This window comes from Arthrobacter sp. SLBN-122 (assembly GCF_006715165.1).
In the GTDB taxonomy this organism is placed as follows: domain Bacteria; phylum Actinomycetota; class Actinomycetes; order Actinomycetales; family Micrococcaceae; genus Arthrobacter.
In genome coordinates this window covers 1,759,853-1,783,914 of sequence record NZ_VFMS01000001.1, presented here as the reverse complement: position 1 = coordinate 1,783,914, position 24,062 = coordinate 1,759,853, and the positions used below count along the sequence as shown (strand labels likewise).

25 protein-coding genes are annotated in these 24,062 nt (G+C 65.7%); 10 read left to right on the top strand and 15 right to left on the bottom strand.

Going from position 1 to position 24,062, the window contains the following annotated elements:
* From FBY36_RS08345 to FBY36_RS08330, 4 genes are all read right to left on the bottom strand, one after another.
* A complete protein-coding gene (locus FBY36_RS08345; RefSeq protein WP_142118491.1) occupies positions 1-1,428 on the bottom strand; it encodes an amidohydrolase family protein in 1,428 nt (475 codons plus the stop codon).
* Between the two features lie 30 nt (positions 1,429-1,458).
* Positions 1,459-2,247, bottom strand: coding sequence for an aspartate/glutamate racemase family protein (locus tag FBY36_RS08340; RefSeq protein WP_142118489.1), 789 nt, complete (start codon positions 2,245-2,247; stop codon positions 1,459-1,461).
* Positions 2,244-2,927 (bottom strand): GntR family transcriptional regulator, encoded by a 684-nt coding sequence (locus FBY36_RS08335; protein ID WP_142118487.1) that lies wholly within the window; start codon positions 2,925-2,927, stop codon positions 2,244-2,246. Before FBY36_RS08335 ends, FBY36_RS08340 begins: the two co-directional genes overlap by 4 nt.
* A gap of 79 nt (positions 2,928-3,006) precedes the next feature.
* The gene (locus FBY36_RS08330; RefSeq protein WP_142118486.1) at positions 3,007-4,365 is read right to left on the bottom strand and encodes an MFS transporter; all 1,359 of its coding nucleotides are present in this window, start codon (positions 4,363-4,365) and stop codon (positions 3,007-3,009) included.
* A 327-nt stretch (positions 4,366-4,692) separates the two neighbouring features.
* Between FBY36_RS08330 and FBY36_RS08325 the strand changes: the two genes are divergently transcribed.
* A complete protein-coding gene (locus FBY36_RS08325) occupies positions 4,693-5,226 on the top strand; it encodes an HPP family protein (RefSeq protein WP_142118484.1) in 534 nt (177 codons plus the stop codon).
* Here FBY36_RS08325 and FBY36_RS08320 read toward each other — a convergent pair.
* On the bottom strand, positions 5,186-6,028 hold the full coding sequence (locus FBY36_RS08320; RefSeq protein ID WP_142118482.1) for an ACT domain-containing protein: 843 nt from the start codon (positions 6,026-6,028) through the stop codon (positions 5,186-5,188). The genes FBY36_RS08325 and FBY36_RS08320 overlap by 41 nt on opposite strands.
* A 161-nt stretch (positions 6,029-6,189) precedes the next feature.
* On the opposite strand from FBY36_RS08320, the gene FBY36_RS08315 reads away from it, so the two are divergent.
* The 3 genes from FBY36_RS08315 (at position 6,190) to FBY36_RS08305 (ending at position 9,434) form a co-directional block, all read left to right on the top strand.
* Positions 6,190-7,272: an FUSC family protein gene (locus FBY36_RS08315; RefSeq protein WP_142118480.1), complete on the top strand. Its 1,083-nt coding sequence runs from the start codon at positions 6,190-6,192 to the stop codon at positions 7,270-7,272.
* Positions 7,273-7,356: 84 nt separating this feature from the next.
* Positions 7,357-8,100 carry an IclR family transcriptional regulator gene (locus FBY36_RS08310; protein WP_142118478.1) on the top strand — a complete coding sequence of 248 codons (744 nt, stop codon included), beginning with the start codon at positions 7,357-7,359 and terminating at the stop codon, positions 8,098-8,100.
* 146 nt (positions 8,101-8,246) lie between these two features.
* A complete protein-coding gene (locus tag FBY36_RS08305) occupies positions 8,247-9,434 on the top strand; it encodes a 4-hydroxybenzoate 3-monooxygenase (protein WP_142118476.1) in 1,188 nt (395 codons plus the stop codon).
* Here FBY36_RS08305 and FBY36_RS08300 read toward each other — a convergent pair.
* Entirely contained in the window at positions 9,431-9,970 is a 540-nt protein-coding gene (locus FBY36_RS08300; protein WP_142118475.1) for a TetR/AcrR family transcriptional regulator, read from the bottom strand. The genes FBY36_RS08305 and FBY36_RS08300 overlap by 4 nt on opposite strands.
* Before the next feature lie 57 nt (positions 9,971-10,027).
* Here FBY36_RS08300 and FBY36_RS08295 point away from each other — a divergent pair, with 57 nt between their 5' ends.
* Positions 10,028-11,083 (top strand): FAD-dependent monooxygenase, encoded by a 1,056-nt coding sequence (locus FBY36_RS08295; protein ID WP_142118473.1) that lies wholly within the window; start codon positions 10,028-10,030, stop codon positions 11,081-11,083.
* Here FBY36_RS08295 and FBY36_RS08290 read toward each other — a convergent pair whose 3' ends face one another.
* The 5 genes from FBY36_RS08290 to FBY36_RS08270 form a co-directional block, all read right to left on the bottom strand.
* Positions 11,084-12,907: an ABC transporter permease gene (locus tag FBY36_RS08290; RefSeq protein WP_142118471.1), complete on the bottom strand. Its 1,824-nt coding sequence runs from the start codon at positions 12,905-12,907 to the stop codon at positions 11,084-11,086. It lies immediately after the preceding gene.
* Entirely contained in the window at positions 12,904-13,968 is a 1,065-nt protein-coding gene (locus FBY36_RS08285; protein WP_142118469.1) for an ABC transporter ATP-binding protein, read from the bottom strand. The genes FBY36_RS08290 and FBY36_RS08285 overlap by 4 nt, the downstream gene beginning before the upstream one ends.
* A 47-nt stretch (positions 13,969-14,015) precedes the next feature.
* Positions 14,016-15,092, bottom strand: a complete 1,077-nt coding sequence (locus tag FBY36_RS08280; RefSeq protein ID WP_142118467.1) for an extracellular solute-binding protein — start codon at positions 15,090-15,092, stop codon at positions 14,016-14,018.
* A gap of 167 nt (positions 15,093-15,259) precedes the next feature.
* Positions 15,260-15,694 carry an acyl-CoA thioesterase gene (locus FBY36_RS08275; RefSeq protein ID WP_082566804.1) on the bottom strand — a complete coding sequence of 145 codons (435 nt, stop codon included), beginning with the start codon at positions 15,692-15,694 and terminating at the stop codon, positions 15,260-15,262.
* A 90-nt stretch (positions 15,695-15,784) separates the two neighbouring features.
* A complete protein-coding gene (locus tag FBY36_RS08270; RefSeq protein ID WP_142118465.1) occupies positions 15,785-16,288 on the bottom strand; it encodes a GNAT family N-acetyltransferase in 504 nt (167 codons plus the stop codon).
* A 155-nt stretch (positions 16,289-16,443) separates the two neighbouring features.
* Between FBY36_RS08270 and FBY36_RS08265 the strand changes: the two genes are divergently transcribed.
* The 3 genes from FBY36_RS08265 to FBY36_RS08255 all read left to right on the top strand — a co-directional run bounded on the left by FBY36_RS08265 (position 16,444) and on the right by FBY36_RS08255 (position 18,329).
* Positions 16,444-16,959 (top strand): MarR family winged helix-turn-helix transcriptional regulator, encoded by a 516-nt coding sequence (locus FBY36_RS08265; protein ID WP_142118462.1) that lies wholly within the window; start codon positions 16,444-16,446, stop codon positions 16,957-16,959.
* A 75-nt stretch (positions 16,960-17,034) separates the two neighbouring features.
* Entirely contained in the window at positions 17,035-17,349 is a 315-nt protein-coding gene (locus tag FBY36_RS08260) for a hypothetical protein (protein WP_142118460.1), read from the top strand.
* Positions 17,346-18,329 carry a serine/threonine-protein kinase gene (locus FBY36_RS08255; RefSeq protein WP_142118458.1) on the top strand — a complete coding sequence of 328 codons (984 nt, stop codon included), beginning with the start codon at positions 17,346-17,348 and terminating at the stop codon, positions 18,327-18,329. Before FBY36_RS08260 ends, FBY36_RS08255 begins: the two co-directional genes overlap by 4 nt.
* Here FBY36_RS08255 and FBY36_RS08250 read toward each other — a convergent pair.
* Positions 18,326-19,003, bottom strand: a complete 678-nt coding sequence (locus tag FBY36_RS08250) for a histidine phosphatase family protein (protein ID WP_142118456.1) — start codon at positions 19,001-19,003, stop codon at positions 18,326-18,328. The two genes, FBY36_RS08255 and FBY36_RS08250, sit on opposite strands and share 4 nt — an antisense overlap.
* Positions 19,004-19,137: 134 nt before the next feature.
* Complete coding sequence (gene purB, locus FBY36_RS08245; RefSeq protein ID WP_142118454.1) at positions 19,138-20,580, bottom strand: adenylosuccinate lyase; 1,443 nt, start codon at positions 20,578-20,580, stop codon at positions 19,138-19,140.
* A gap of 166 nt (positions 20,581-20,746) precedes the next feature.
* On the opposite strand from purB, the gene FBY36_RS08240 reads away from it, so the two are divergent.
* Positions 20,747-21,049, top strand: coding sequence for a hypothetical protein (locus FBY36_RS08240; protein ID WP_142118452.1), 303 nt, complete (start codon positions 20,747-20,749; stop codon positions 21,047-21,049).
* A complete protein-coding gene (locus FBY36_RS08235) occupies positions 21,049-22,395 on the top strand; it encodes a hypothetical protein (protein ID WP_235008761.1) in 1,347 nt (448 codons plus the stop codon). The genes FBY36_RS08240 and FBY36_RS08235 overlap by 1 nt, the downstream gene beginning before the upstream one ends.
* 61 nt (positions 22,396-22,456) lie before the next feature.
* Here FBY36_RS08235 and FBY36_RS08230 read toward each other — a convergent pair whose 3' ends face one another.
* Together FBY36_RS08230 and FBY36_RS08225 are read right to left on the bottom strand one after the other, a co-directional pair.
* Entirely contained in the window at positions 22,457-23,365 is a 909-nt protein-coding gene (locus FBY36_RS08230; protein WP_142118448.1) for a hypothetical protein, read from the bottom strand.
* A 192-nt stretch (positions 23,366-23,557) separates the two neighbouring features.
* Positions 23,558-23,983: a phage holin family protein gene (locus tag FBY36_RS08225; protein WP_142118446.1), complete on the bottom strand. Its 426-nt coding sequence runs from the start codon at positions 23,981-23,983 to the stop codon at positions 23,558-23,560.
* Positions 23,984-24,062: the final 79 nt, after the last annotated feature.

The window sequence follows — 24,062 nt, the reverse complement described above, 5'->3', positions numbered from 1 at the left end:
CTAGAGGGCGGCGGTGAGCTGGGAGGCTTCGGGGGCACCGGACCGGTGCTCCCGGAAGCCGTTGCGGTTGATGAAGCGGCCCACGGCCCCGGGGTCATGGAAGCCGTCCGCGTCCAGGACCACCTGCCCATTGGAAACAACGACGGCGGGCCAGCCGGTGAGTGCCTTCCCGTCGAAGGGTGAGAAGTCCGTTCCCATGTGAAGGGCTGAGCCGTCCACCGTGCGTTCCCCGGCGGGGTCGAAAAGTACCAGGTCGGCGTCGAACCCTTCGGCGATGCGGCCTTTGCCGGGCACGGCGTTGATGCGTGCAGGCGCGGCGGCGAAGGCCTCCACGAACTGCTCCACGGTTGCCCCAGCGGATGTCATCGCGGTGAACGTGACCGGCATCCGCGTCTCCACGCCGGGCAAGCCGTGGGGCATGGCGCGCACGTCATCGGTGCGCTCGCGTTTCTGGGACAGGTCGTAGCAGGAGTGGTCGGAGGACATGGTGTGGATGGCGCCGGAGACCAGCCGCTCCTTGAGGGCAGCCACCGTTTCCGCGCTGCGCATGGGCGGGCAGCACGCGAACCACTCGGGGAATCTCGAGCCGTACACGGAGTCGTCCAACGTCACGTAATGCGGGCAGGTCTCGGAGTACGCCTCCAGCCCGCGGTCCCGTGCCTGGCTCACCAGGTCCACGGCGCCGGGGGTGGACTGGTGGACGAAGTAGACCGGGGCGCCCGTGTATTCGGCCATGGCCAGGGTCTCCTTGACCGAGATCTCCTCGGCCAGCTCCGGCCGGGTCCGGTGCAGGTGTTCGATGCCGATCCGGCCATCCTGGGCGTGCTGCCCCGTGCAGTCGGCAATGATCGGATCGTGCTCGGCATGGATGTATGTCAACCCGTCCAGCCGCACCATCTCCCGCATGACCTTCAGGATGGTGTCGCCGTCGGCCATGGTGCTGCCCCGGTTGGTGGTGTACATCTTCACCGACCTGATGCCTTCCGCTGCCAGCTGCTCAAGCTGCCACGGGACTGTTTCGTCCCAGCTGACCACGGAACCGTGGAGGGCAACATCGCAGCGGGACTGCGTGGCGAGTTCCTTCTTATGCAGGGCGGCGGCGAGCGGGGTTTCCTGGGCGTCGCGGGGAATGCCGAAATCGATGATGGTGGTGGTCCCGCCCCACAGCGCTGCGGTGGAGGTGGTCCGGTAGTCGTCCAGGGTGCGGAAGCGCCCGGTCACCTGGGCAACGTGGCAGTGTCCGTCCACGCCGCCGGGGATCACCAGCTTGCCTGTGGCGTCAATGGTGTTGTCCGCCGCGGGCACGGGCTGGGCGGTGTCGACAAGCCGGGCAATCCGTCCGTCCTGCACCACGATGTGCGCTTCCTGGCGGCCGTGGCTGTTCACCACGGTGGCGTTGGCAATAACGAGTTGAGGCTGGCGGGACATCGGTGTCCTCCTGAAGTTGGTGGGCTGTGGCTAGGCGGTGGGCTGGGGAGTGCCGGCATGTTCCTGGCGGGCGGCGAGGGCCGCGTCCAGGTTGCCTGACAGTCCCTTGCGGTCCTTGGCCGGGGGCGGGGCGAAGGCGCCGGCCCGGTGCGGACCGGACTGGAGTGCGGCGACGGCCTCGGCCATCCGGACGCCGGCGGAGATGCCGTCCACCACAGGGACGGGAATCTGCCCCCGGAGTTCGCGGGCAAGGCCGGCAAGCGGGGCACCGGCAAGGATGACGACGTCGGCGCCGTCCTCAGCCACGGCCTGCCGGCTGAGTGCCAGCAGGGTTTCCCTGAAGTCCTGCTGCACGGAGGCGATGCTGTTCAGGGAGTCATTGATGGAACGGATGGAGGCCAGCCTCCCGGCAAGGCCGAATTGCTCCACGCACTCCCGGTACCAGGGCTTGATCCGGTCCGAGATGGCAATGATGGAGAAACGGTGGCCCTGCAGTGCGGCTGCGCACAATGCGGCTTCGGTGATGCCGATGACCGGCACGTCCGCCAGTTCCTTCAGGGCCGGCATGCCCGGGTCGCCAAAGGCTGCCACCACCACGGCATCCACCGGGTCAGCGCCGGGGCGGGTGTGTTCGGCGATGAGCTCCGCCACGGCGCCGGCGGCGATCAGCGATTCGAAGCGGGTCTCGATGTATTCCACGCCGTGGCCGGCCGTCCGGACCAGCAGTTCGGTGCCGGGGGAGGCGGATCGGAGCACCTCGGATTCAATCAGCGCCGTGACATCGGCGCTGATGTTGGGGTTGATGACCAGGAGTTTCATTTTCTCTTCCGGTGGAATTCTGGTTCGGTCTTCTGGAAGTCCTCCGGGAACTGGTCCCGGTACTTTCCGATGTGGGATGCGGATTGGGCGGCTGCCTTGTCCGGATCGCCGCTGGCAATGGCGGCGTACAGGTCGCGGTGTTCGCGGATGAGTTCGGGCAGGTCGCTGACGTGCCGGAACAGCCAGTGCATCCGGCCCTGGAGGGGTTCCAGGGCGGATTTGAGGAAGTTGTTGTCCGCGATGGCGGTGATGGCGTCGTGGAATTCGCTGTTGGAGCGGTGCGCCTCCATGACCGCTCCCTTGGCCAGGAAGGCCTCCGCGTTGTCCAGCAGCCCCTTCAAATAGGCGAGATCCTCTGCGGTGGCCCGCCTGGCGGCGAGCCGGCAGGCCAGGACTTCCAGGGACTGGCGGACGTCGAAGAGGTCCTCCACGTCCTTGGGGCTGAGGCTGCTCACTTCGGCCCCGCGTGCGCCGCGGTCGCTGATCAGGCCTTCCTGGCGGAGCATGCGCAGGGCCTCGCGGACCGGCAGCCGGGAAACGGAGAATTCGGCTGCCAGGTCGCGCTCCACCAGCCGCGTGCCGGGAGCGTAGTGTCCTTCGAAAATCCTGGTGCGGAGGGTGTCCCGGACGGTTTCGCGGAGGGGGCGGTCCTTGTCCTGGGTCTCTTCGGCGGTCAGCATGATGCTCCATTCGGATTTTCGTGTGGCACTGCTCCCGGCTGCGGGGGCGTTGTTTGCAAGTTTCCCTGCGAGGGTCAGCTTAGACAGGAAGCCGCTTGTTGTAGTTCAGGGTGAGCACTGAGGCGCCCATGATCACCGCGGAAGCGACGAAGTACAGCAGCGCCCAGGTGTAGGAACCCGTTGCCCCTACGATCAGGCCGACGGCGATCGGAGTGACGAACCCGGAGATGTTGCCGCTGAAGTTCATGGCGCCGCCCAGGACGCCCGCGTTGGTGCGGCCGCCAAGGATGGAGGGGATGCTCCAGAACAGGCCTACCCAGCGCAGGAAGAACATGACGAGGGAGAGCAGGACCACCGCGGTGGTGGGGTCCGGGACCACGGTGACGCCCACCAGGCCGCCGATCACCACGGCGCTGGAGATGCCCAGGAGGGTGCGCATCACCCGGTTGGCTGAGGCGCCGGACGCACGCCACTTGTCCGCAATGGTGCCGCCCAGGATTTCACCCACGAAGCCGGCACCGAAGATGACGAAGGTGGACCAGCCGATGGTCTTCAAGTCGAAGCCCTTGGCCTGGGCGAGGTAGAGCGGGCCCCAGGTCAGCAGGCCATAGAACACTCCATTGAAGCCGAGCCAGCCGAAGCACATGGCCCAGAAGGAGCGGAACTTAAGGTAGGGGAGCAGCGCGCGCTTGCCCTGGCTGCCGTCGAGCTCGGCTTCGGCATCCTCGGCAGCGTGCGAGGCTTCGATGTACTCGGCTTCGGCGGCATTGACACCGCGGTGCTGCCGCGGGTTGTCGCGGACGTACCACCAGACGGCCAGGCCCATCAGGACTGTTGCGGCGCCGGCGATGACGAAGGAACTCCGCCAGCTGCCCGTTGCGGCGATGAGGCCGGCGATGAGGATGCCGCCGAGGCCTGCACCCAGTGGGGCGCCGGCGTCCAAAATGGTGGCTCCGCGGCCGCGCTCCGACTTGTGCATCCAGATGGCGTTGAGCTTGCCGCCGGCCGGCATGACACCTGCTTCGGTCACGCCGATGCCGAGGCGGGCGATAAACATGCTCAGGAAGCCTCCGGCCATCCCTGATGCGGCAGTTGCCGCGCCCCAGCCCACACAGGAAGCGGTCATCACTTTGCGGGGACCGAACTTGTCGATGAGCAGGCCCACAGGGATCTGCATGAGGGCGTAGGTCCAGAAGAAGGCGGAGAGCAGCAGGCCCACAAGCTCCGGGGCGAGATTGAATTCCTTTTGGATGATAGGGAGCGCGACTGAAATGGAGCCGCGGTCGATGTAGTTGACGGCAACCAGGACGAGCAGGAGCAGGAACATTTTCCAGCGGACGGAAGTGCGCCGTTGCGTTCCGTCCTTTCCGCGCGTTTCGGTAGTGCCGGGCGTGGCCTCGTCAGACGTGGCCGTTGTTTCAGTGTTTGGGATGGACACAGCTTCTCCTTCACGGGGAAGTTTACGGATGGGGAGGATGCGAATGGATGTGGAGTAGTTTGCCTGGCAGGGCGGTGGCCTGCCGGTGGGGAAAAGGCCCGCTGGACGATCCGGAGCGTAGAGCGGGAAGTGCGCTTTTGGGATCCCGTTTTGGGATCCCAAAAACAACGGTAGAAGTGACACGGACCACTGTCAAGGGTTTTTGCTCCCGGGAAGCCGGCAGGGACTTTCTGACGGATTGTGACCGCCACGCATGGGGTAAGGCCGGGGGGAGGGCGGCATGGAAAACTCCCCGGCCGCCAGACGCACCCGCAGAGAGGAGCAGCCATGACAACCGCACTCCTGGACCGCGCAAAGCAACGCTGGGACAAGCTGGGCGCCGCCATCTACGCCGGCGTCCTGAGTATCCTGGTCCTTGCCGTCAGTGGCCTGGTGGGCCTCCTGTTACACCTTCCCTGGCTGTTCCCAAGCCTCGGCCCCACGGTGATGCTGTTCTTCGAGTCGCCTGAGCAGAAGGCATCAAGGCCCATCAACACCCTGGTCGGCCACGGCGTGGGGCTGGCCGCGGGGGCGCTCTGCCTGTATGGGCTGGGCCTGCAGGACCAGCCTTCCGCTGCGGTGGGCGGGCTGACGCCGCTGCATGTCCTCAGCGGCGTGTTGTCGGTTGGGCTGACCACCCTGTTTCTGACCTGGCTTGGCCTGCCGCACCCTCCTGCCGGCGCCACCACGCTGATTGTCAGCCTTGGCATCCTGTCCACACCGGTGCAGCTGGCGTCCATGGCCGGCGCCATTGTCCTGGTGACCGTCGTGGGGTGGGGCCTCAACGCGCTGCTGGGGACCCGGCCAGCCGGTAGGACATGATCTCGGCCAGTTCCGCCAGCCGGTGGGCCCGCGCCGACTCCGCGGGAGTGAACGGCTCTCCCGGCCGGGCGAAGGTGATGGGGCCGTGCCAGGCGGTGGGGATCTTGAGGTGCGTCCCGTCGTCGGACACTTTTAAGCCGGCGTCCGACGACGGCACAATCCGTGCGTGCAAAAGCTCGGCCACCGCCAGGGGCAGTTCGTCCGGGGCGGCAGCGATCCTCGCGGCCAGGCTGAGCGCCCTGGTCTGCCCGTCCGCCATGGCCAGCGCAGTAGTGGGCCAGGCGTGCGGACGGCTGCCGCCGCCGTCGTGCAATGCCGCCAGCAGCTCGTGCTCGCCCACCTCGCCGGGGACCGAGAGGACGAATTCATCGAGGACCCCGTCCGGTACCGGGTGGACGTGGATGCTCAGGATGTTGGTGTCCAGCCGGGCCAATGCCGCCGTGATCCGCTGCAGTGACCCCGGCTGGTCCCTGAGCAGCGTGCGCGCCCGCCAAAGGGACGGCGCCGACGCCAGCTGCCGCCGGTGCCGGAGGGCCGGGGCGTGCAGCCAGCGCAGCAGCATCCGGGCCGCTGAAGGCTCGGCCACCCAGATCACCAGGACTGTCGCGGTCAGGGTCAGCACCAGGACCTTGGCCACATAGGGAAGGTGGGTTTCCACTATCAGGGCGTGGACCAGCAGCTCTATGGGCAGCATCACTGCGATGTTGGCCAGGGTCAGCCGCGCCTTGGGCGGGTCGGGCATCAGGCCGCAGACCTCGCAGCGCAATTCGGCAGCGGGCGTGTGGTTTGCAGGGCGCTTCATGACACCAGCATCGTCCTGCGCTGTTTCCGCTGCGTTGCCTCCTGATTCCATTCAGGGGAACGCGCCGGGGCACTTCCAGGGCCCGCCCCGTAGGATTTACCAGGAACGTCAGCGCGGCCGCCCGTGAAAATCCACCCAGGAACCGCAGGAAGGCGCTGCCCGTGAAGATGCTTGCTGAAATGTTCAGCATTGGCCCCGGCAACAAGGACCACCACCCCGCCTTGAGGTGTGCCGTGGGCGTCTTCGTTCCACTGATCACGCTGGTGCTGCTCGGCAGGCTGGACCTGGCAATCTTCGCGTCCTTCGGCGCCTTCACCGGGATCTACGGCCGCGGTGAACCCCACGCTGTCCGGTTTGTGCTGCAGTTGCGGGCCGGGCTGCTGATGCTGCTGGTCATGCTCCTGGCAGCGCTCGCGGCCCGGATGGGTCCGGCCTGGGGCCTGGACGCCGCCGCCAACACCTGGCTGCTGGTCCTGGCCACCACGCTGGTGGCAGGAGCCTGTTCCGTTGCCATTTCCTGGCTTCGACTGCGCCCGGCGGGCTCTTTGTTCCATATCTTCGCCTTCGCCGCCATCGCCTCCATTCCCAACCAGCCGCCGCTGTGGCAGGGCATGCTGGTGGCCGTCCTCACCACGGGGTTCGCCCTGCTGGTGGGCTTCTCGTCCCGGATCCTGCGCAGCCACCGCACTCCCTGGACCCGGCCTCCCCGCATCCGGCGCACGCCCGCGGAGAAGCGCGCGGCCTGGCTTGAGGGGCTCGGGTACCTGCTGGCCGCCGGCCTCGCCGGTGCCCTGGCCACCTGGGCCGGGGAGCGCCTGGGGTTCGGGCACAACTACTGGGCCATGGTGGCTGCCGTGGTGCCGCTGGTGGGCCACACCACCCGGCACCGGGTGCGGCGCGGCATCCAAAGGATCATCGGCACCGTCCTGGGCCTGCTGGTCCTGGCTGCCGTGCTGCTGGTGGGCCTGCAGCCGTGGCAGACCGTGCTGGTGATGGCGCTGTGCCAGTTCGGCGCGGAGATGTTCATCATCCGCCAGTACCTGCTGGCCCAGGTGTTCGTGACACCCCTCGCCCTGGTCTCAACACTGCTGGTGGTCCCGGCCTCACCCTCCATCCTGCTGCGGGACCGCATCATCGAGACGGTGATCGGCGCCGTCGTCGGCATCGCCGTGGTGCTGGCTCCCGGCGCGTGGCGCCGCATCAGGCAGCGGCGCAGGATCACGGAGCGGACGATGGCGGCCTGACCGCCTTTCCGGCCCGGGTTTCCAGCCTGCGTTTGCGCCGTGCGCGGTACGCTGGACTTCCCATTGAACGGAAGGGATGCGGCCGTGGCGAACTCAAGCTCGGGGGATTCGGTGGTGGACCGGATCGTGCGGCTGATCTCCGCCTTCCCCCAGGACATCGGTGCCCTGCGATTGTCCGACCTGGCTGACCGGGCAGGCCTTCCGCTGACCACCACCCACCGTCTGGTGCAGCAGCTCGCCGGCCATGGGCTGCTGGAGACCGCTCCCGGCGGCATGGTGCGGCCCGGACTCCGGCTGTGGGAGCTGGTGAACCGCGCCTCGCCGGCGTTGGCGCTTCGGCAGGCGGCCATGCCCTTCATGGAGGACATCCAGCAGGTCCTGAACCAGAATGTGAACCTCGCGGTGCTGGACGGCTGGGAAGCGCTCTTCGTGGAGCGGCTGTCCCGCCGGGGCTCGGTGGCCAACCGGGCCCAGGTGGCGGGCCGGATGCCCGTCCATATTTCATCCGCCGGATTGGCCCTCATGGCCCACCAGGACAAGGCGCTGCAGCAGGAGTACCTGGACCAGTTCGCCGACCCCGACGGGAAGCTGGTTGCGGCGGACGTCCGGGGGCTGCTGGCCGAAACCTCCCGCCAGGGCTTCGCGCAGCTCAAAGGCGTGGTGGACGCCGGCACCTGGGGGATCGCGGTGCCCGTGCTGGATCGCCGCCAGCAGGCCGTTGCGTCGCTGGGCGTCGTGGTGCCGCTGCAGGAGATGCGCCTGCAGGCCCTGGTGCCGGCACTGCAAACGGCCGCCCGCGGCATCGCCAGGGGCCTGGCCGGGGCCTGACTGTTCCGCGGTTCGACCAGGCGCCGGTCGTCGTCTCTTCCGTTGAACGGAACAGTTGTAACGCGTGTCACCCTCCTTCCCGCACACTGAAGCCAGGCAACCATTCCGGCCCTTTCCCGGGCCCCGCAACGAAGCGAGACGCAGCCATGGCACGAAAAGTCATCACCACCCAGGTGGCCATCATGGGAGGCGGCCCGGCGGGGCTGATGCTCTCCCATCTCCTGGCAAAGGCAGGCATCGAATCCACGGTGATCGAGGTCCGCAGCCATGAAGAAATTTCCCACACGGTGCGCGCCGGCATCCTGGAGCATGGCACCGCCAACCTGCTGGTGGACAGCGGCGTCTCGGACCGGGTGCTGCGCGACGGGGACCGGCACGACGGCATCGAGCTGCGCTTCAACGGCGAGAGCCACCGCATCGACTTCAAGGACCTTGTGGGGGAGTCCGTATGGCTGTACCCCCAAACGGACGTTTTCCTGGACCTTGCCGCACGTAGGAAGGACGACGGCGGCGACGTCCGCTACAGCGTCGCGGACACGTCCGTCCATGATCTGGAGGGCAGCCCGAAAGTCTGGTTCACCGATTCCGAAGGCGTGGACTTCGAGATCCAGGCCGACTTCCTGGTGGGCGCAGACGGATCGCGCAGCCACTGCCGCTTCCAGGTTCCGGAGGCGCACCGCAAGTGGTACTTCCACGAATACCCCTTCGCCTGGTTCGGCATCCTGGCCGAAGCGCCGCGCAGCTCCGATGAGCTGATCTACGCCAACTCCGCCAACGGCTTCGCCCTGATCAGCCAGCGCACTGAGGCCGTGCAGCGGATGTACTTCCAGTGCGATCCCAAGGAGAACGTGGCCGAATGGGATGACGACAGGATCTGGGCAGAGTTCCGCAGCCGGGTCAACGGCAACGGCTTTGAACTCAAGGAAGGGCCGGTCATCGAGAAGATGGTCCTCCCCTTCCGCAGTTTCGTCCACACTCCCATGCGCCATGGCAACCTCTTCCTGGCCGGCGACGCCGCGCACACCGTGCCGCCCACCGGCGCCAAGGGCCTCAACCTGGCCATCAACGACGTCAAGGTCCTCTTCGAGGGGCTGGACAGCCACTACAACTCCGGCTCCGACCTGCTGCTGGGGACCTACAGCGACCGCGCCCTGGACCGGGTGTGGAAGGCGCAGCAGTTCTCCTACTGGATGACCACCATGCTGCACACTCCCGCCGACGCCGATGACTTCTCCCGCGCCCGGCAGCTCGGTGAACTGAACTCCGTGGTCTCCTCCCGCCATGGAAGGGCCTACCTGGCTGAGGCGTATACGGGCCGGCCTGCCGGCGCCTAAGAACCCAGCAGCCGCCGGACTGCCGCCGCGATGGCGGCAGCGTCGGGCTCTTCGTCCCGTCTTACGGTAAGGAGGTGCAACAGCACCCCGTCGCCATAGTCGGCAACATCCCTTGCCCGGGCTCGAGCGTCCGGCACTCCCAGCCCGGCAAGGGCCTGTTCCAGGCCGCCCACCAGCTGGAAGTGGCCGGCGGTCACAGACTCGGGCCTGTCCAGTGAGAGTGCCAGCCTGGCGCGGGTCAAGTCGGCATGCTGTCCGGCCAGTGCCAGCACCAGGGCCGCCAACTGTCCGGCCAGCTCCCCAATATCCCGCGGTGGGCCTGCCGGCGCCTGATTGGCCAGGAGGGCTGAGTCCAGCTCCAGCAGCCGGTCCAGGACGGCCTCAACCAAGGCGGTGCGGCTGCGGTAGTAGTTGGACGTGGTGCCCTGGGAGAGGCCTGCGGCGCCGTCCACGGCGCGGTGGGTGAGTCCCTTCATGCCCTTGTCAGCCACCACGGCCAGGGCAGCGTCAAGCAGTTGGATGCGTCTGTCCGGCATTTGCCCAGTGTAATGTGGCCCCTTCCAAATCACTACAAAAGTAGTAAAATCGCGGGTATGGAGACCATCACGATCGTGGGTGGCGGCATCGCCGGGATTGCCCTTGCGGCAGCCCTGGACGCAGGCCGCTTCGACGTGACGGTGTACGAAAAGCGGCCGGAGCTGCCCGGAGTGGGCAACGCGTTGGGGATGTGGCCCAATGCCCAGCGCGCCCTGGCCCGGCTGGGGATACTGGACCAGGCGCGGGCGGTGAGCCCGGTCCTCGGCAGCGGATCGGTCCGTAACGCCCAGGGCGAACCGTGGATCACCGTCGATGCCGGGGACATGTTCGGCATCTCCCGGGCCGACCTGCTGCAGCTCCTCGACGCCGCCGTCCCTGCAAGCGTCCATCGAATCACCGGCCAAATACGCGAACTGCCCAGGGACGGGGCACTGGTGGTCGGCGCTGACGGCGTTCACAGTGTGGTCCGCAGCAAGGCGTGGGGCCCCGGAACAGATGCCCGCCTGACGCCCTACCTTGCCCTCCGGGGGACCCTCCCGACTCCCGTCGCCCCGGATGAGGTGGGCGAGTACTGGGGCCGCGGCGACTTGTTCGGCATGGCAGCCGCCCGGGGCGGGTCCTTCTGGTACGCCAGTTACCGGTCCGGACTTGGCCCGTACGGAATCGATGTGCCGTTAGTGCTGGAACAGGCCCGGGAGCGTTACGCCGGCCATGCGCCTTCCATCCGGCGCGCGCTGGCCACAGCCACTCCGGAGGCATGCCTGGTCCAGCGCCTGTGGACAGTGCCGCATCTGCACTCTTACGTCCGGGGCCGGGCAGTGCTCATCGGGGATGCGGCACACGCAATGATGCCCACCCTGGGCCGCGGCGCCTGCGAATCATTGGTGGACGCCGTAACACTCGCAGACCTGCTCAACACCTTGCCCGAAAACCAGGCACTCCGTGCCTTTGACCTCAGGCGGCGGCTCCGGACGCGCGCCGTGAGCCTCGCCTCCTCGGCGCTCGGACGCATAGCCCTCGCTGACCGTGGCCAGCCGCTCCGCGACCGCCTGCTCAACCTGGCCCGACGGCGGAACAAGCGGGCCGCCGTCGGCAGCGGTGCGGGAAGGTAGTCAGCGGACGGCAGCGGCCGGGCGTGTAGCGTCGTCCTCGCCCGGGGCCCGGGTGCCGGGAAGTACCGGGCCGGAGGCCTGCCGGCCGGGAGAGTCCGTGGGCAGTTGCTTTCTGGCCCTGCGCCGCCCGGACCTGCCGTACACGAGGTACATCGTCACCCCGGTGATGACCATGAGGAGCACCGTATACACGAACGTGTTAGCGACGCCCTCAGTGCCTTCGGCCCCATCGGTGTTGGCCTTGATCACCAGGCCCAGCGGCTGCACGAGCGGATGGGCCAGGAAGATGGCGGTGTCATAGTCGTCCAGGAGGCTGTTGAAGTTCAGGGCCGTAATGGCTGCTGCCGCCGGGAGCACCAGCGGCAGGAGGATACGCCGGAAGACGTACAGGGTCTTGGCGCCCATGATGGCCGCAGCCTCTTCCAAAGAAGAGTTCACGGACGCGAAGGACGCTTTAAGCATCCGGAGGGTGAATGGAATCTTCACAGTGACGAAGGCGATGAGCAGGATCACCGTGGTTCCGGTGAGCACGGCGCCCCCCACCAGGGGATTCGGGTGGTCGTAGCTGACAATCAGGCCCAAAGCCAGGAGCGCGGACGGCAGGATCCATGGGATGTGCAGCAGGTACTCGAAGGCCGAGGACACCCAGTTTTTGTATTTCTGCAGCAGCCGGGCCACGAAGAGCAGTCCGCCGACGGCGATGACGGCGGCCAGGGCGCTGTACACAACACTGACGATGAACGGACGGAGCCCGGACTGCTGGGTGAGGACGCGGACGTAGTTGTCCAGCGTCAGGTTCGCCAGCGACAGCTGCCCCGTCTGAATGGCTGCGCCGTCGGCAAACGAGTAAAGCACGATCAACACCACCGGGAGCGTATAGACGGCAAACAGGACATATGCCACGGCATGCACGGCCACATTTGCTGCGGGGTTGGTGATGTCCTGCTTCTGCAGCTCCGAGGACACCTTGGACACCGAGAAATAGGTGCCGCCCTTCTCCAGCCGGGACATGACGGCGAGCATCAGCATAGTGGCCAGGCCCAGGATCACGGCTAGCAGCGCCGCCAGGTCCCGCGATGTGGGGCTGTTGGTGAACGTCAGGATCATCGGCGTAATGGTCTGGAAATCGCGGCCGCCCAGCACCTGCGGGGCACTCAAGGCGCCCAGGCCGGTGAGGAACGACAGGATGGTGACGGCGAACAGCGTGGGCTTGAGCATTGGGAGGACGATGCGCCGCAGGATGGTCCAGGTTGAGGCGCCAAGATTCCGCGCGGCCTCGATGGTCTGGTAGTCGATGCCCTTGAGCGCGTTCGCGACGAACAGCATGTGGTTGGTGGTGGTGGCAAAGGTCATGACTACCAGTACGGCGAAAAATCCGGAAAACCACGCTGGGTCCATTCCGGGGATCAGCTTGACCAGCAGTGTGGTGACTATTCCTTTGTCGCCATAGATGAATTTGTACCCCGCGGCCAGCACGATGCCGCCATAGATGAAGGTGGAGGCGTAGCCCAGGAAGAGGATGCGCGAGCCCCTGATCCGAAAGTAGTGGGTGACCAGGACAATGAAGACGCCCACCAGGTTGACGGTGACAGACAGAGCCACGGCCAGGAGGAAGCTGTTGCCCAATGCCTTCATGGCCCGCTGCGAGGAAAACAGTTTCTCCGCGGCGCGGCCCGAAAAGCTCCCGTCAGGAAAGAAGGTGGCAATCAGGATGTTGACGTTGGGCCATACCAGGAACGCGGCAATAAACCAGGTGAGGATCACGCCCACCACCAGGACGAAAGGTGATCGACCCATGCTGCGCACTGTGGTGTTGGTGCTCATGGCAGGGCAACCGCCTGGTCCTGGCGTAGTGCGGCACCACTGCCTGGACGGTACTGGAGGATGTGCTCAGGCTGGACGTAGACGGTTGTGTTCGTGCCGGACTCCGGGTGGCTGCTTCCGTCCTCCCTGACCAGGAGACGGATGTCCGCGCCGTGGCTGCGCACCACGTAGCGGCTGTGCAGGCCGTGGTAAGTGCGGGAAACAACGGTGGCGGGAAGTCCGACGGCGGTGCCCCCGTCAGCGGGGCGGTCAAGGGAGGCCTTTTCCACACGCAGGTAGGATCTGGCGTCGGCGCTGAGGCCGGCGCCTGAGAGTCTGTTGACCTCTGAGACAAATTCAGGTGTAAGCGCGGAACTGTCGCCGATGAAATTGCAGACAAACTCAGTAGCCGCATGGTCGTAAATGTCCTGCGGCGTACCCACTTGCTCTATGACGCCCTTGTTGAAGACCGCAACGCGGTCACTCATGGCAAGTGCCTCGTCCTGGTCGTGGGTGACATAGACGGTAGTGATGCCAAACTCGCTTTGCAGGTCCTTGAGCTGCTGGCGCAGCTGGTGGCGGAGCTTGGCGTCAAGATTGGACAGTGGCTCGTCCAGCAGCAGGATTTTTGGCCGCAGCACCAGGGCCCGCGCTACGGCAACCCGCTGCTGCTGTCCGCCGGACAGCTCCGCCACGTTCTTCGCCAGCTGTTCATCGCTGAGCTCCACGCGCCGTGCGATGTCCCGCACAAGTCGGTCGCTGTCTGCCGGTTTTTCCTTCCGGACCCGGAGTCCGAAGGCGATGTTTTCCCAAACACTCATGCTCGGGAACAGGGCATAGTTCTGAAACACCATGCCCACCTGCCGCTTATCACTGGGAAGGCGGGTCACATCCTTGCCATCGACACGGACCGTACCCCTGGACGGCTGGATGAAGCCGGCCAGGGTGCGCAGCGCCGTCGTCTTTCCGCAACCGGAGGGTCCCAGGAGGGTGAAGAACTCGCCGGGCCGAACATGCAGGTCCAGGTGCGGAATGGCGGTGAAGCCGCCAAAGGTAACTTCAATGTTTTCCAAGCGGATCATGGCATACCTGTCTGATGGAACGCGGGAACGGCGGCTGGCAGGGCAGGTTACGTCATGTATTCGAGCTCGATCTTCTCCACCCAGGCACCCATGTTCTTCTGGACGAAGCCCCAGTCGATGTCCTGCTGCTTAAGGTCGGCAAAGAAGCCCACGACGTCGGGGTTTGCCTTTGCCTGGGCCGCCTTGTTGACGGGCATGGAATTGAACTTTTGGGCGAACTCGCCCTGAACCTCGACGCTGCCGAACCAGTCGATGAATTTCTGCGCCTGCTCCTTCTTCTTGGTGCCCTTCACCAGTGCGATCTGCTCCACCGCCAGCGGGACGCCAACGGTAGGGATGACCGTGTCGACGTTCACCTTGAAGGACTTTTCGCGCTCGGCGATGATCGAGGACGGCATCTGGCCCATGTCCACTTCGCCGGACGCGATGCGGGCAAACAGGTCGGTTTTCGCAACGGCGGGACTGCCGTTCTTGAAGTATTGCTCAACCTGCTTCCAACCGTCGTCCGAGATACCCAAGTCACCGGAGTCGTCCCGGTACCGGGAGAGGATGCCGGCAAAAACCAACTGGGCTGTGGCGGTTCCCAGGCCTGTGACCCTTTCATAACGGTCCTTGAACTCGTCCTTGGTCCACAGGTCGGTCCAGTCCTTCGGTGCTGCTTCTTTGGTGAACTTGTCAGAGTTGTAGCCGAGGAGGATGGCCTGCTTCACCAGGGGCCAGTACGTCTCCCCGTCGCCAAGTCCCTTGTCCACATCACCGGCCCAGGCAGGCTGGTAGGCCTCCAACGCACCCGCGTTCTTGATTTGCGAAAAGTACATGTTGTTCAGGCCAAATGCGACGTCCGCAATGGGATTGTTCTTCTCGGCAATGAGTTTGTTGGTGGCATCGGCACCGCCGGCCCCCACGATCTCAATCTTGAACCCGGCCTCGGCCGCCTTGCCGGCCAGCCAATCGCCCCGGCCCTCTCCGTTGGAGTTGGTATAGACAACCAAAGCGTCCCCGGAACCACCTGCCGGAGCGCCGGTCGCTTCCCCCGATGACGTCGGCGGAGTGGAACCACCACCGCATCCGGCGAGGAGGGTGACGGCGACGGCGGCGGCAACCAAAGTCTGCAATTTACGCACGATCAGGACTCATTTCTGGACTGGAATCGGAGCATGTCCGCACAGCCTATAGCCGGGCATGACAAAAACCGGGCTGTTATAGCTATCGATTCGATAAACAGCCGGCTGCCCACATTGGTCCAGTTGGGAAAACGGTGGGGGCCCTGGGTGTGAACCAGGGGCGAACGTTAGTCCTTGGCGACGGTCCCGGTCAGGTGATGGGTGGGGATCCGGTCCCGGTCGTAGGTGATCTCCGTGTAGCCGTGCGGTTCGGGCTTGCCGTCCTGGTTCAGGTTCACGAAGACGATCTCCTCGATGGTGAGGATGCTTTGCCGGGTGATCATGTTGCGGACCTCGGCGCGCATGGTCAGGGAGGTCCGTCCGAACCGGGTGGCCGTGAGGCCCATCTCGATGAGGTCGCCCTGGACGGCGGAGCTGACAAAGTTGATCTCCGAGATGTATTTGGTGACGGCGCGGCCGTTTCCCAGCTGGAGGATGGCGTAGATGGCGGCTTCTTCGTCAATCCACTTCAGCAGGCTGCCACCGAAGAGCGTGCCGTTGGCGTTGAGGTCCTCGGGCCGGACCCACTTGCGGGTCCGGAAAGTGATGTCCGCTGTTTCCATAGGCTGAGATTAGCTGACAGGACCGCCTGCACTCCCAGTGTGACGGTGCCGGGTGACACCTGCAGGACGCGCGGTGCCAGGGCTCCGGTGCTAGGCCATGGCGGTGTGGGCCGCGCTGCGGGCATTGATGCTTTTGGCGTAGCAGTAGGAGTGTTCCACCCCCAGGTAGGGGCCAAAGTTCGGGATGGCCTCAAACCCCGAATTCTCGTAGAAGTTCCGGCCGTCCGGTTGCGCTGACCCTGCCTCCGCTTTGATGCGGGTGATCCCCTGCTTGTGTGCCTCCGCTTCGAGGGCTGCCAGGATGGAGCTGGCTACGCCGGACCCGCGGGTGTAGGGCAGTACGTAGAGACGCTTGATTTCGGCCGTTGATGAATCGAGGAGCCGTAGTCCCCCGCAGCCCACTGGCTGCCCGGAGCCCTTGTCGTATGCCACCAGGAAGACTGCGCAGTCGGCGCCCGACGGCGGCTGGCCGGGTTCGTGGTCAGGCCGGCCAAAGCGGGCGTCAAGTTCGGCCTGCTGGGCCCGGCGGAGGTCGGCGCCAACAGGGTGGGACCAGGAGACCTGCCGGATGTTCAGCCTTGGATTGGTCTGCATATCTGCCTCGATTCGCCGGAGGGGTATGCCTGATAAGGCTAGGCGGGAGGAGTTACGGAGGTGTTTCCTGGCGGTTAGCACCTGGATAACGAGCAGTTGGAACGCATTCGTGGGTTGCTTGGCAGCCTAGTTACAAGCTGGTCTAGAATAATTGCATGGTTTCTATGGGCAACGAGGGGTCCGGTTACTGGTACGGACCCGACGGGCAGCTGGACTCCAGTGCTGCGGTATTGAAGTCACTCCGGGACTATCGGGCAGCCGAGACGGAAGTCCGCCGCTCCACCAGGGACTCCATGGGCATGGGGGAAACCGACATTCTTGCACTCCGGTACCTGCTGCGCGTGCAGGCCTCCGGCAAGCAGGTGGTCCCCAAGGACCTGAGCCATTTCCTCAATATTACTAGCGCTTCCACTACCTCCCTGATCGACAGGCTGGTGGCCAGTGGACATGTTCGCCGCGAGCCGCACCCCACCGACCGCCGCTCTGTGGTTGTCATCCCCACGGTCGAATCGGACAAGGAAGTCCGCGAAACGCTTGGTGCCATGCATCGCCGGATGATGCAGGTAGCTGAAGGGCTCACCGCTGAGGAGGCTCGCGTGGTGGTCGCTTTCCTCCAGCGGATGACCGACGCCCTTCACGCTCCTGAAGCCGGCAACAATAAAATTCACTAGCTGGACTAGCTAGATGACCTAGTTATATGTAAGCTTACGATCGTCCCAAGGTTACTTCCCAACGGAGTCGTGAGTGTGTTGTTTTCTTTCACCGAAGTTTCACCGCCCCGTCCCGGCGCTGCCGTGCCTTACGTGACGAGCGGGCTGCTGCAAGTTCCCCTGGACGGCACCATTGCGCCGCAGGGAGAGCCGGCGGTCCACTGCGGTGCCGCCATGCAGTTGGTGACGCCGGCCGTGGGATGGGAAGGTGCCAGCTACACGTTCAGGCCAGCCGATACGGGAGGCGTTGAGCTTCCGCCAGTATGGCGCTGCGCCTGCGGGTTCCAGCTGGACGCCGCGCCTGCAGCCGATCTCCGCGCACCGCGCGCCTCCGTCACCCTTTCCGCATGAGCATCGCGGCGCCAGCAGCGCCGGCACTTCCGCTTGACCCGATGAAACCCGGGGCCGGCGGTCTTATTGCCGGGCGCTACCAGCTCAGGGAACGCCTGGGCCGGGGGGCCGCTGCCGAGGTCTTTCGCGCGGTTGACCTGGAGGGTGGTCCTGATGCTGCAGTGAAGATCGCGTCAGCCAATGGCCGCAAGCAGCACCAGCGGCTCCGCAATGAGGCCGACGTGCTGGCCAAGCTCAACCACCCCTCCATTGCGCGGCTTCTCGCCCAGGGCGTCATGCCTGGGGGCGGGCTCTACTCCGGGCGCCCCTTTCTGGTGGAGGAACTGGCTTTCGGCACGAGCCTGGCCGAAACCATCCGGGGACAGCACCCCGGTCCGGCCGATGTTGCGCTGTGGGCACGGAATATATTCGGCGCGCTGGCGCATGTTCACTCCAACGGACTTGTTCACCGGGACATCAAACCGGCCAACCTGATGCTGAGCGGCCTCCGCAGAAGTCCCGTCAGGATCATTGATTTTGGCATCGCCGCCGCAGCGGGGTCTGCGCCCGAGCCCGGAATTTCCTTCGGCACGATGCACTATATGAGCCCCGAGCAGGCATCCGGCGGCGCAGTGGAACCCTCCTGGGACGTGTACTCGATGGGCCTGGTCCTGCTGGAGCTTCTCACCGGCTCCAAGGCGTTTCCGGGCACCGCCATCGAATCCCTCGTGGCGCGGACCCTTCGGTCCCCGGACGTTCCGGACCAGCTCCGTGAATGGGCCGTCCTGCTGCGTGCCCTCACCGCCATGGATCCCAGGGAACGGCCGACGGCGGCAGGCGCCGCAGCGATGGCGGCCCGCCTGATTCCCGTGGTGCCAGTGCCCGGAGAAGGAAGCCGGGACGGCCAGCGCAGCTACAGCCCCCAGCGGATGCAGGCGGACGCAGTCCCGTGCAGGGCAATGCGCATATTTTCGCCGCGGCGCCACCGGCAGCGGGTTTAGGGAGCGGACACGTCCCGCCCCGTAGGGTCCTCGGCGGTGGGGTCTGCGAGGGCAAGGCCTCCCACCGGGCTCCCGTCCCAGTGGATCAGGTTCCAGCCCGCACGCAGGTCGCCCTCCAAGGCCACGATCCCGGTGTTGGCCAGGACGTGGCGGGCGGCGAATTCGTGGTCGGCGCCGTCCGCCCGGAGCCCGGCCCAGGTGCGGATCGCGGCACCATGGCTCACCACGGCAACGGTGCCATGCTGTTGTCTTTCGGCCCGCTGGGCCACTTCGGCGATGGCGGCGTCAAACCGTTCAAAAAAGGCGTGGCCGTCGGGACCTGCAGGCATCCGGAGATCCAGGTCCCCGGCCGCCCAGGAGATAACCGTCCCCATATACCGCTTGTGGGATTCGTGGTCAGTGAGTTTTTCCAGCGAGCCCGCCTCGATTTCGTGCAGCCCGTCCAGTACCTCGATATCAAGGGTGTGCAGCCGCGCCAGCGGTGCAGCGGTGATCTGGGTCCTGATCAGTGTGGAGGCATACAGGGCGTTGATGCGTTCGTTGGCAAGGGAGCGCGCCATCGCCTCCGCCTGGCGTTCGCCCAGTTCGGTCAGTCCGGGGCCGGGGTGGTCGGTATCCAACTGGCCCAGCACATTGCCGGGGGTTTCGCCATGGCGGATCAGGAGCAACTTCATGGTTCCAGTTTCGCACCCCGGAAGGTGGCCGACGCACGGCGGAAAGGGTTGTCACGCCGCCGGGGCGCAGAAAAGCGCCGGGCCCCCTTGGGAGCCCGGCGCCGCCGTCGTACGTTCCTGCCCTGCTCCGGGGCCTACTTCAGGTGGTCCACCAACTGGTCAGCGATGCCCGTGTACTTGCCCGGCGTGAGGTCCAGGAGGCGTGCCTCGGCGTCCGGGGAAAGGCCCAGACCCTGCACAAACTCACGCATGCGTGCTGCGTCGACGCGCTGGCCCCGCGTGAGGTCCTTGAGCCGCTCGTAGGGGTTTTCCATGCCTCCGACGCCGGCAATCGCCTCAGCGCGCATCACCATCTGGATTGCCTCGCCCAGGACTTCCCAGTTGGTATCGAGGTCTCCGGCGAGCACGTCCTCAGCGACGTCCAGGCGCTCCAGGCCCTTGGCCACGTTGGAAATGGCGAGCAGCGAGTGGCCAAAGGCCACGCCGATGTTGCGCTGGCTGGAGGAGTCTGTGAGGTCCCGCTGCCAGCGGGACGTGACCAGCGTTGCGCCCAGGGTGTCCAGCAGGCCGTTGGAGATCTCCAGGTTCGCTTCTGCGTTCTCGAAGCGGATGGGATTGACCTTGTGCGGCATCGTGGACGAACCCGTGGCGCCGGCAACAGGAATCTGCGCGAAGTAACCGATGGAGATGTAGCTCCAGATGTCCGTGCAGACGTTGTGCAGGATGCGGTTGAAACGCGCGACGTCGGCATAGAGTTCTGCCTGCCAGTCGTGGCTCTCGATCTGCGTGGTGAGCGGGTTCCAGGTCAGCCCGAGCCCTTCAACGAAGGACTTGGAGACGTGCTGCCAGTCGGCGCCCGGTACGGACGCAACGTGGGCGGCGTAGGTGCCGGTGGCGCCGTTGATTTTGCCCAGATACTCCGTCTTGGCGATCCGGTCCAGCTGGCGGGTCAGGCGGTGCGCGGTGACAGCCAGCTCCTTGCCCAGCGTGGTGGGGGTGGCCGGCTGCCCGTGGGTCCGGGACAGCATGGGGACGGCCCGGTTGTCCTCCGCCATCTTGCTGATCTGGGCCACCAGGGCACGTGCTGCAGGAAGCCACACGTCCTCCACGGCACCCTTGATCCCGAGCGCGTAGGACAGGTTGTTGATGTCCTCGGAGGTGCAGCCGAAGTGCACCATGGCGGTCAGGTTTTCGATGCCGATCGCGGGCAGGCGGCGGCCGATGTAGTACTCCACGGCCTTGACATCGTGGACTGTGACGGCCTCGATCTCTGCGAGTTCGGCCACGGAGGCGGCGTCGAATTCGGTGACGACGGCGCGGAGCTGGTCCTGCTGCGCCCGGCTCAGGGGCCCGGCGCCCGGCAGCACATTGTTGCTGGTCAGGTGGATGAGCCATTCGACTTCCACGGCAACGCGGTCACGGTTCAGGGCTGCCTCGGACAGGTAGTCAACGAGGGGCGCGACGGCGGACTGGTAGCGGCCGTCCAGGGGTCCGAGCGCGATTTTTTCCGATGACGCGGCGAGGGCCAGGCGTCCTGAGGGCGTACGGGTATCAGCTGTGGCGGCAGTTTCAGGCATGTGCTGATTCTTTCACGAAGTCCCGCGCGGCCTTAAGCCCGGTATCCACGTTACTTATCCACATAGCCGGCGGCGGCGCTTACCCCGGGAAGGGGGCATCCCTAGCGTTGGAAACAGCAAGGTCAGGGCGAATCATGGGCCCGGGAGGCGGCGACAGGAAGCTGGCATGGGGAACGATCCGACGGACGGAATATGGGGCCACGGGCTGGGCGTCAGCCTTGAAGTCCAGGAACTGGGCCGAAGGGTGGCCCAATGCTCTGACAGGACGGAAGAGGTACTTGCAGGATTTCACGAGATTCAGTTGGCGAACTGGGAATCGCCCGCCGGGCAGGCGTACCGCGATTCGGTAAGCCTGCAGGCGGTGGCGGTGCGGAGGGCGCTGGACCGGCTGCGGGAAGCTTCTGCCGCAGTGGCCGCCCACGCACGGGCGGCGTTGACCGCCGATTGTTCACCTGGCAACCGTTCCTGATGGCCGAGGCAACACCCTCCGGCTCAGGAGGACCCATCCACGTCTCACCCCCGCCCCCGGACGGGATCCTGACAGTTTCAGGTGGCGTGGGCGGCATCACCGTCCAGTTGGAGGAATTGGATGTGGGGGCCGGAAAGCTCGACAGACTCGCCGCCCGCCTCGCTTCGATCGAGGCGGAACTTTCCGGGACGTGGCAGGAGCTTGGTTCCTACCAGAACCAGCCGCGAAGCACGGGGACTGCCGCGCTCATTGCCGTGGGGGAGGCGCGGGACGCGCTCCTCCGGGTCCGGCTGGAGCTGCAGCGGATCAGCAGCCAGGTGCGGAGCTGCAGGCGGGACTACGATATCGCCGAATCGGCGGCCCACACGCAGTGGATGCTGGGCCTGTCGGATCCGGATGTTGAACTCCAGAAGCACGTGGACTTCTGGCGGACAGGATTCCTCAATGGAGATGCCATGGAGATGCTGGTGGCGAATGCGGTCACCAACCTGCCGCTGCTGAAGTCTTTGGTTGAGGGAATCAACCCCGCGCTGCGTCCGGGCGCGGTTACGGCCCGGCAGCAGGAACGTGTGCCCATCGACCTGGACTCCACTCCCGCCGGCCTGCTTGAACGGGTCAGGCTGGTGGAGGAGCGCGGCAGCGGCTACATCGAAGTCATCGAGGTGGACAACAGGGGTGCGAAGGCATACGTGGTGGTGGTGCCGGGAACCCAGGTGCATGACGAAGACAACGGCACCAATCCTTTCGATCTTGCCGGGATTGCCGATGCCCTTGGCAGCAGCTCCCGGCAGGTGAATGCCGGTGTCCTCCAGGCGCTCCGGGCGGCCGGCGCCCGGCCGGGAGCGGACGTGGTGGCAGTGGGTTACAGCCAGGGCGGCATCCACGCCATGAACTTGGCGGCAGACCGGGAGTTCCTGAAGGAGTACGACATGAAGTACGTCCTGACTGCAGGGTCGCCCATTTCACGCATCACGCCTCCCCCCGACGTCAGCACCCTCCATCTGGAACACCGCACGGACTGGGTTCCGGGCAGCGACGGCGTGGCCAACCGGGACGCCCGGAACCAAGTCACGGTGACAGTGACCAATGACCTCTATGTCCGGGGTGGAGAAAAGGCCGGACTGGGACCGGGCCACAATCTCGGCGGGTACCAGGAGGCAGCCCGGCTGGTGGCCGCCAGCAAGGACCCTTCCCTGATGCAGTCGACGGCCGTGCTGGGCGGTGTCCTTGGAGCGGGCGGTGCTGCCACTGCCACCCGGTTTTCCCTGGCCAAGCCGCCACCGCCTGTCCTTCCCCGGGAACGCAGGGACCCCTCTTCAGGCCGGCCGCAGCCGGGTGCCAGGTAGGAATGTGCCTATCTGGAACGGGTACCAGGCAGAACCCTGCCGCCATCCAGATCAGCAGGGTTCAAGAGATCTGGGCGGCGTGCAGTTCCGCGTACGCTCTGCTGCGCGCCTTCTCCGGTTGCGAAGCCGGCTGCGGGTCGGGGTGCTGAGCCGTTACCGGAGCGCCGGGGCAACGATAGTTGTAGTCGAGGTCGCCTTCAGTGAACTGGGTCAGCGCCACGGTGCCGCCGGACGTGAGCGGGGAAGCTGTGCAGTATTCCTGGGCAGAGGAAGTGGATTCCGCGCCCGCCAGCCAATTCCGCAGCCGGTAGAGGTTGCTGCCCGGACCCACCTCGCCCACAATTTCGCCGAACTGGTACTCAGTGGAATAGATCCCCACTTCCACGCCGGTGCTCGTCAGATACGCGGTCATGCCCTCCAATTCGGCAGCATTGACGGCCTTGTCCCACAGCCAGCTGTTGCCGGTTTCCACGTCCAGCCACCACACGCGCCGCACCGCGGCATCCCCCGAACCCTTCAGGATCTCCACGTCATTGAAGGCCATGGCGTAACCGTGAACGTAGGCGCAGGCAGGTGTTTCACTGCCATCACACCCCCCATAGGGATTAATGATGTCCATGCCGCGGTAAGTGTTGGCTGCCGGCCACCATAGTGAATCCACGGGTCCTGTTGCGGCGGTGTTCACATATACCGCCGCGGGAGTTCCCCTGGCTGCATCTGACGTTTGGTCCGCCCAGGCCAGTTGGGCCGCCAGGCACGGGTTGACCGTGTCCGGCCTCCCGCCGTTGACACCCACCACTGCGAACGCCGGGGGCGCCGGGAGATCGCTCCCGCACTGCGGCCACGAAATGTCATTGCCCAGCGCGGCGACCGTCTCCGGTACCGGCCCGGCTTCGGCGTCCGCCTGTGCCGGGCCCACCTGCCAAGCCAAAAGCAGGCAGGCGGCAAGCAGGATTTTGATGGGCTTCATTCGTGGGCCCCCGTGTTTCGAAACTGGCAGGAAGCAGGCCTCTGGAGGGGCCCGATTGGCAGCCTAAGCGGCCCGTGCCTTGGGGGTCATGGGTGGCGGGTACTGAAGTTTTGGGAATTGCCTACGGGGACGCCACTTGTCGGTACCTGATTCCTCCTGCCCGCCTACTCGGGTTCCAATCCCCGCCCGGAGTCAGCGCCTGGCGCCCGGCAGCAAGCCCGCCACCAGTGAGACCAGGGAGATGATGATCGCTGCGAGGACGGCAGTCCAGAAGAAGGAATCGATGGTGAGGTGCACGGGCGTGTAACTGCTGATCCAGGCTGTCAGGTACAGCATGGCGGCGTTGATCACGATCGCGAACAGGCCGAGGGTCAGGATGGTGATGGGAAGTGCCAGGAGCCTGACCAGTGGCCGCACGAGGGCGTTAACCACACCGAAGATGAGGCCGATAAAGAGGTAGGCCAGGACAATCCCAATGGTGTCGGTGTCCTGTGAAATGCCCGTCCTGGCCACCGCATCCGATGCCGCCGTGCTTGAGATGTCCATGCCCGGCAGGATCCAGCTGGCCACCCAAAGAGCTGCGGCATTGACGATGACCCGGAGGATAAGTGAACCCATGGCACCATGGTTCCATATCGGTCCTGGTGAGCGGCCGGCAGCATGCCCTCAATTTCATTGGGTTGCTCCCTGATCCCCC